The 215-nt window shown below is 37.2% G+C and carries 1 protein-coding gene; it reads left to right on the forward strand.

The window, feature by feature from the left end:
- A partial coding sequence (gene rpsU, locus M901_RS11715) for a 30S ribosomal protein S21 (protein ID WP_021278412.1) occupies positions 1-215 on the forward strand: 215 nt, incomplete at both ends.

Here is a 215-nt window from a genome sequence, read left to right on the forward strand (position 1 = left end):
TGGCAGGTAAAGATTATACTATCAAGATTGATATCGACGATAAGTTCCCAGCAGACAAAGCTCTTAGAAAATTTAAGAGATACTGTGAGGCTTTCGGTGTTATCAAAGAGTATAGAAAGAGAAAAGAGTACAAGAAGCCTTCTCTACTGAACAAAGAAAAGCTTGAAGCGGCTGAAAAAAGACGTGCAAAAGCTAACAGAATTAAGAGAAGAGGA

Source organism: Bacteriovorax sp. DB6_IX (assembly GCF_000447775.1).
Lineage (GTDB): Bacteria > Bdellovibrionota > Bacteriovoracia > Bacteriovoracales > Bacteriovoracaceae > Halobacteriovorax_A.